Origin of the sequence: Streptomyces sp. WAC 04229 (assembly GCF_003947455.1) — a bacterium.
Lineage (GTDB): Bacteria > Actinomycetota > Actinomycetes > Streptomycetales > Streptomycetaceae > Streptomyces.
On record NZ_QHJH01000295.1, the window covers coordinates 1 to 5,720 of the forward strand.

4 protein-coding genes and 1 pseudogene are annotated in these 5,720 nt (G+C 70.8%); all 5 read left to right on the forward strand.

Features of this window, described 5'->3' with window-relative positions:
- Positions 1–141: 141 nt before the first annotated feature.
- Positions 142–945 carry a hypothetical protein gene (locus DMH12_RS36700; RefSeq protein ID WP_125495623.1) on the forward strand — a complete coding sequence of 268 codons (804 nt, stop codon included), beginning with the start codon at positions 142–144 and terminating at the stop codon, positions 943–945.
- Positions 935–2,272, forward strand: a complete 1,338-nt coding sequence (locus DMH12_RS36705; protein ID WP_185832757.1) for a hypothetical protein — start codon at positions 935–937, stop codon at positions 2,270–2,272. Before DMH12_RS36700 ends, DMH12_RS36705 begins: the two co-directional genes overlap by 11 nt.
- Positions 2,269–3,828: an SCO6880 family protein gene (locus tag DMH12_RS36710; protein WP_125495624.1), complete on the forward strand. Its 1,560-nt coding sequence runs from the start codon at positions 2,269–2,271 to the stop codon at positions 3,826–3,828. The genes DMH12_RS36705 and DMH12_RS36710 overlap by 4 nt, the downstream gene beginning before the upstream one ends.
- A 12-nt stretch (positions 3,829–3,840) precedes the next feature.
- Positions 3,841–5,253 carry an ATP-binding protein gene (locus DMH12_RS36715; RefSeq protein WP_125495625.1) on the forward strand — a complete coding sequence of 471 codons (1,413 nt, stop codon included), beginning with the start codon at positions 3,841–3,843 and terminating at the stop codon, positions 5,251–5,253.
- Positions 5,254–5,276: 23 nt separating this feature from the next.
- Positions 5,277–5,720 (forward strand): annotated as a pseudogene (locus DMH12_RS36720) (type VI secretion protein); the annotation flags it as partial.

Here is a 5,720-nt window from a genome sequence, read left to right on the forward strand (position 1 = left end):
CGTACGCCCCCTCGACGTCGTGCCAACCGGCTGAGGTTGCGTTTCCCTGATGTCGAGTCACCACACCGCGCCCGCGCGGGAACCAGCACGGCTACCGTCGTACTTCTACGGCAGGCACGACGTCGAGGGGGCGTACGCGGCATGAGTCTCGGAGACGACCACCAGACCTCCGGCGGTTACGGCGGCACCGGTCAGACACGGACCAGACTGCCCGACGCGGACGGGGGGCCGCGGCGCGGCGGCCGCTCGTCCTCACGGAGCCTGGTCACGGTGGTCGGCGTCGTCGTCCTCCTCATCGCGGCGATCGCCTTCGCGAACCGTGGAGGAGACGATTCCGCATCCCCGGACGACGAGGCGGCCGCCGGCAGCCCGAAAACCTCGGCCACGGCCCCCTCCGGCGCCCAGCCGGTCCAGTCGGGCTTCGCCCACGACGACCAGGGCGCGCAGAGCGCGGCGGCGAATTATGCGGTGGCTCTCGTCTCCGCCGACATCCTCAAGCCGGCCCGGCGTGACGAGATCGTGCGGCAGGTCTTCGTGTCCGACAAGCAGGCCGCGCTCGGAGACAAGTTCGACAAGGCCTACAGCAAGCAGTTCCTCAGCTCCATCGGCCTGGACGCGAACGGCAACGCCACGCCTGGCAGCACCTACGTCTCGCGCACCATGCCGATCGGCACCAAGGTCACCCAGTCCACCGATGCCTCCACCACGGTGGAGGTCTGGTGCACCGGGGTGTTCGGCACAGCGGGCGAGAAGACCACCAACCCCGTCAGCAGCGACTGGTTCACCATGACCCTGCAGCTGCGCTGGGCGGACGGCGACTGGAAGGTCGAGTCCTTCTCCCAGAAGGACGGCCCCGCGCCGGTCCCGGGAGACAACAAGGCGTCCAGCGCCGACGAGATGTCCAAGGCCGTCCAGGAGTACGGAGGGTTCACGTATGCCCGCTAACCCGCGCCGCGTACTCAAGGTCGCCGCCGCGCTGACCGCCGTACAGGCCACGGCCGTGCTGCTCGCCACCCGCGCCGTCGCCGCGCCCACGCCGTCTCCGACCCCGTCGGACGACAACTGCGACCTCATCGTCGGCCCCGCCAAGGACTACTGCCAACGAGGCGAAGGCGGCGGCGGATCCACCGGAGGTACCGGCGGAGGCGACTACAGCCCCACCGCCACCCTCGACCCCCTCTCCTCCCTCGCCAAGGGCTGCGCCAAGGCCGCCGCCTGGACCGTCGACAAGCTCAGCGCCGCCGTGCAGGACACCGCCAACGTCGACTTCACGAACCCGACGTTCCTCCAGCAGTACGCCGTCGTCTTCGCGGCGTCGACGATCCTCACGCTCCTCCTGTGGCTGCTGGCCGTCGCCAAGCGAGCCGTGCGCGGCGTCCCGCTCACCACCGCGCTCTCCGAGGCGATCGGGTTCCTCTGGCTCACCGTCCTCGCGTCGGCGTTCACGCCGCTGATCCTGTACACGGTCGTCTCGGCCACCGACGGCGTCACGGACGTCCTCGCCAAGGCCACCGGCGACCAGACGGACACCTTCTTCGGCACGTTCTCCGGCGCCCTGGAGAAGGGCGAGGACATCGGCGGCGGACCGATCATGCTGATCGTCGTCTCCCTGGTGTCGATCCTCGCCGCGGGCGTCCTCTGGCTTGAACTCGTCATCCGCGCCGCCCTGCTCTACGTCGGCGCCCTGCTCGGCACCGTCGTCTACGCCGGCCTGGTCGACAAGAACCTGTGGGGCCACGTCCGCCGCTGGGCCGGGATCATGATCGCCGTGATCCTCGTCAAGCCCGTCATCGTCATCGTCCTCGGGCTGGCCGGCGCCCTGTCCGCCGAGGACGGGCCCGACGCCTTCTCGGCCGTCGTCTCCGGCCTCGCCATCATCCTGCTCGCGATCTTCGCCTCGGCCATGATCTACCGCTTCGTCCCCGGCTTCGGCGACGAGATCGCGAACGGCCGCAACAACCGCATCATGCAGGGCGCCGAGGGCAAGGCCGCCGCGGTGATCAGCTCCCCGGCCAACCTCGTCGCCCAGGGCATCAGAACCCACAGCGCCCGCAACAACGGCGACGGCGGCGGCCAGTCCTCGTCCTCCGCGGCCGCCCGCCCCTCGAACCCCGCCTCCGGCGGAGTCGCCGCGCACAGCTCGCGCCCCTCGAACGGCGGCGGCGGAAATGTCCCCTCCGCCGCACCCGCACCGCGCTCCGGCAGCCCGGTGAACACGCCCCACGCCAGCAACACCCGCAACAGCAAGAGCACAGGAGGTGACGGGCGTTGACGACCGAGTCCCACGTGTCCCATCCGGTCACGCCCCGCCGTACGTATCTGATCGGCCGCGCCCGGCCGAACGCGATCGTCGGCCGCAACCGCGAGACCGGTGAGATCGCGCTGATCGTCGTGGGCGCCTTCCTCGGCATGATGTGCGGGCTCCTCGTCCCCGTCCTCTCCCTGCGCATCGTGCTGCTCTGCGGCTTCCCGATGCTCGCGCTGGCGGCCGTCTACGTGCCGTACAAGCACCGGACGTTCTACAAGTGGTTCGAGATCAACCGCAGCTTCAAGCGGACGCTGCGCAACGGCACCACCTACCGCTCCGGCGCCATCGAGGCCGGCACCCGGGGCGACGGGCGTGAGGTCGAGGTCGGCCCGCCGCCCGGCATCGGCCGCATCAGCTGGCTGGCGGCGCCCTTCGGGCCCGACGAGATCGCCGTACTGCTGCACGCCGACCGCAAGACCGTCACCGCCGCCATCGAGATCGAGGGCCCCGGCGTCGGCCTGCGCGACTCCGAGGACCAGGAGGCCCTCGTCGACCGCTTCGGCACCCTGCTCAAGCACGTGGCCAACGGCGACGGCTTCGTCACCCGCATCCAGATGCTGGCCCGCACCCTCCCGGCCGACCCCGACGCACACGCCAAGGACGTCGCCCAGCGCGGCGACGCCAAGTCGCTGCCGTGGCTCCAGCAGTCGTACGACCAGCTCCAGTCGATGGTGTCGACCAGCAGCGAGCAGCACCGCGCGTACCTCATCGCCTGCATGCACTACAACCGCGACCTGGCCGCCGAGGCCAACGCCATGGCCCGCGCCGCCCGCCCGCAGAACGGGCGCAAGCTGGACCGGGACGCCGGCCTCGCCGTCGTGATGGCGCGCGAGCTGACCGACATCTGCTCCCGCCTCCAGGAAGCCGACATCCGCGTACGCCAGCCGCTTGGCCAGGGCCGGCTCGCCTCCCTCGTGCACGCCATGTACGACCCGGACCACCCCATCGACCACATCCAGGCGATGACCAAGCGCAACGCCTGGCCGGCCGAGCTGGACGCCATGGAGCCCACCTACCTCCAGGCCAAGACCCGCGAGTCCTCCACCCGCGCGCCCTGGTGCCACGCCACCGCCTGGATCAAGGAGTGGCCGATGACCCCGGTCGGCGTGAACTTCCTCGCGCCGCTCCTCGTCCACACCCCGGACGTCATCCGCACGGTCGCCGTGACCATGGACCTCGAACCCACCGAGGTCGCCATCGAACGCATGCTGACCGAGAAGACCAACGACGACGCCGAGGCGTCCCGCGCCGCCAAGATGAACCGGACCGTGGACCCGCGCGACATCGCCGCCCACGGCCGCCTCGACCAGCGCGGCGAGGACCTCGCCAGCGGCGCCGCCGGCGTCAACCTCGTCGGCTACATCACCGTCTCCTCCCGCACCCCCGAGGCCCTGGCCCGCGACAAGCGGACCATAAGGGCGTCGGCCGGGAAGTCGTACCTGAAACTGGAGTGGTGCGACCGTGAGCACCATCGCGCCTTCGTGAACACACTTCCGTTCGCCACCGGCATCCGAAGGTAGGGGCTGAGCCAGATGCGGGACCCGCTGTCCGTCCTCACCGAGGCCTTCACGTCCTTCCTCTTCGGGAAGGTGGAGACGACCCGCCTCCCCGTCCGCACGTCCACGGGCCAGGCCCAGGCCGTCTACCTGCCGACCGCCGCGCCCGGCCTCGGCGACTCCGGCGTGATCATCGGCCGCGAGGTCTACTCCGGCAAGGGCTACATCTACGACCCCTTCCAGCTCTACGGCCAGCAGCTCCCCGCCCCGCACTGGCTGGTGCTCGGGGAGTCCGGCAACGGCAAGTCCGCGCTGGAGAAGACGTACGTCCTGCGCCAGCTCCGCTTCCGCGACCGCCAGGTCGTCGTCCTGGACGCCCAGGGCGAGGACGGCGTCGGCGAGTGGAACCTCATCGCCGAGGAGCTGGGCATAACTCCCATCCGCCTCGACCCGATGGCCGCCCTGGACCACGGCATCCGTCTCAACCCCCTCGACCCGGCGATCACGACGACGGGCCAGCTCGCGCTGCTCCGGACGATCATCGAGGTCGCCATGGGGCACGGCCTCGACGAGCGCTCCGGCTTCGCGCTCAAGGTGGCGCACGCCTACGTCAACGAGACCATCGTCGAACGCCAGCCCGTCCTCACCGACATCGTCGAGCGGCTCCGCCACCCCGAGCCGGAGTCCGCCGAGGCGATGAACGTCGCCATAGACGACGTGCGGGCCTGGGGCCTGGACGTGGCGCTCGTCCTCGACCGCCTCGTCGACGGTGACCTGCGCGGCATGTTCGACGGCCCGACGACCGTCGGCATCGACCTCGACGCCCCGCTGATCGTCTTCGACCTCTCCCACATCGACCGCAACTCCATCGCCATGCCGATCCTCATGGCCATCGTCGGCGTCTGGCTGGAGCACACCTGGATCCGCCCCGACCGGAAGAAGCGCATCTTCCTGGTCGAGGAGGCCTGGCACATCATCAACAGTCCGTTCGTGGCGCAGCTGTTCCAGCGGCTGCTGAAGTTCGGGCGCCGGCTCGGCCTGTCCTTCGTGGCGGTGGTCCACCACCTGTCCGACGTCGTCGACGGCGCGGCCGCCAGAGAGGCCGCGGCCATCCTCAAGATGGCCTCCACCCGGACCATCTACGCCCAGAAGGCCGACGAGGCGCGGGCCACGGGACGCGTCCTCGGCCTGCCACGCTGGGCCGTGGAGATCATCCCCACCCTCACCCCCGGCATCGCGGTGTGGGACGTCAACGGCAACGTCCAGGTGGTCAAACACCTGATCACCGAGACCGAGCGCCCCCTGGTCTTCACCGACCGCGCGATGACCCAGTCGTCGGCCGACTTCAACGACGACGCCCTGCGCGCCGCCGAACTGGAGGCGGAGGAACGGGCGGCGGCCTTCATGGAGCAGCACATCGGCGACTCGTCCGAATCGACGGTGGCGTAGGAACACGGGGAGGGACCGGACGCATGAGACCGGACGACCACCGCGACCAGCGGCCGGCCCAGGGTGGCATCCCGGACGGCCTGCTGGTCGGCATACTCGCCTTCCTCCTCGGCATGACCCTGCTGGTGTGGACCGCGACCGGCCTGTCCGCCCTCTTCACCCACGGCTCCTGGCCCCGGGGCGTGACCTTCAGCGGCACCCCCCTGGCCATGCGCGAGCTGATCGCCGAACCCCACGACATCCCCGGCGCCTGGCCGGACACCCCGTCGAGCGCACTCTCCGGGTACGGGCTGTTCTGGGGGCTGTTCATCGGCCAGATGATGGTGCTGGTCGTCCTGACGGTGTTCGTGATGGGCACGGTGGCCCGGTGGCGGGCGGTCCGAGAGGGAGGCGGCGGGGGGGCGGGGGGGGCCCCCGTAGGGGGGCGGGGGCCGGGGCCTCCGCGGGCGCAACCACCGCCTCCGCGC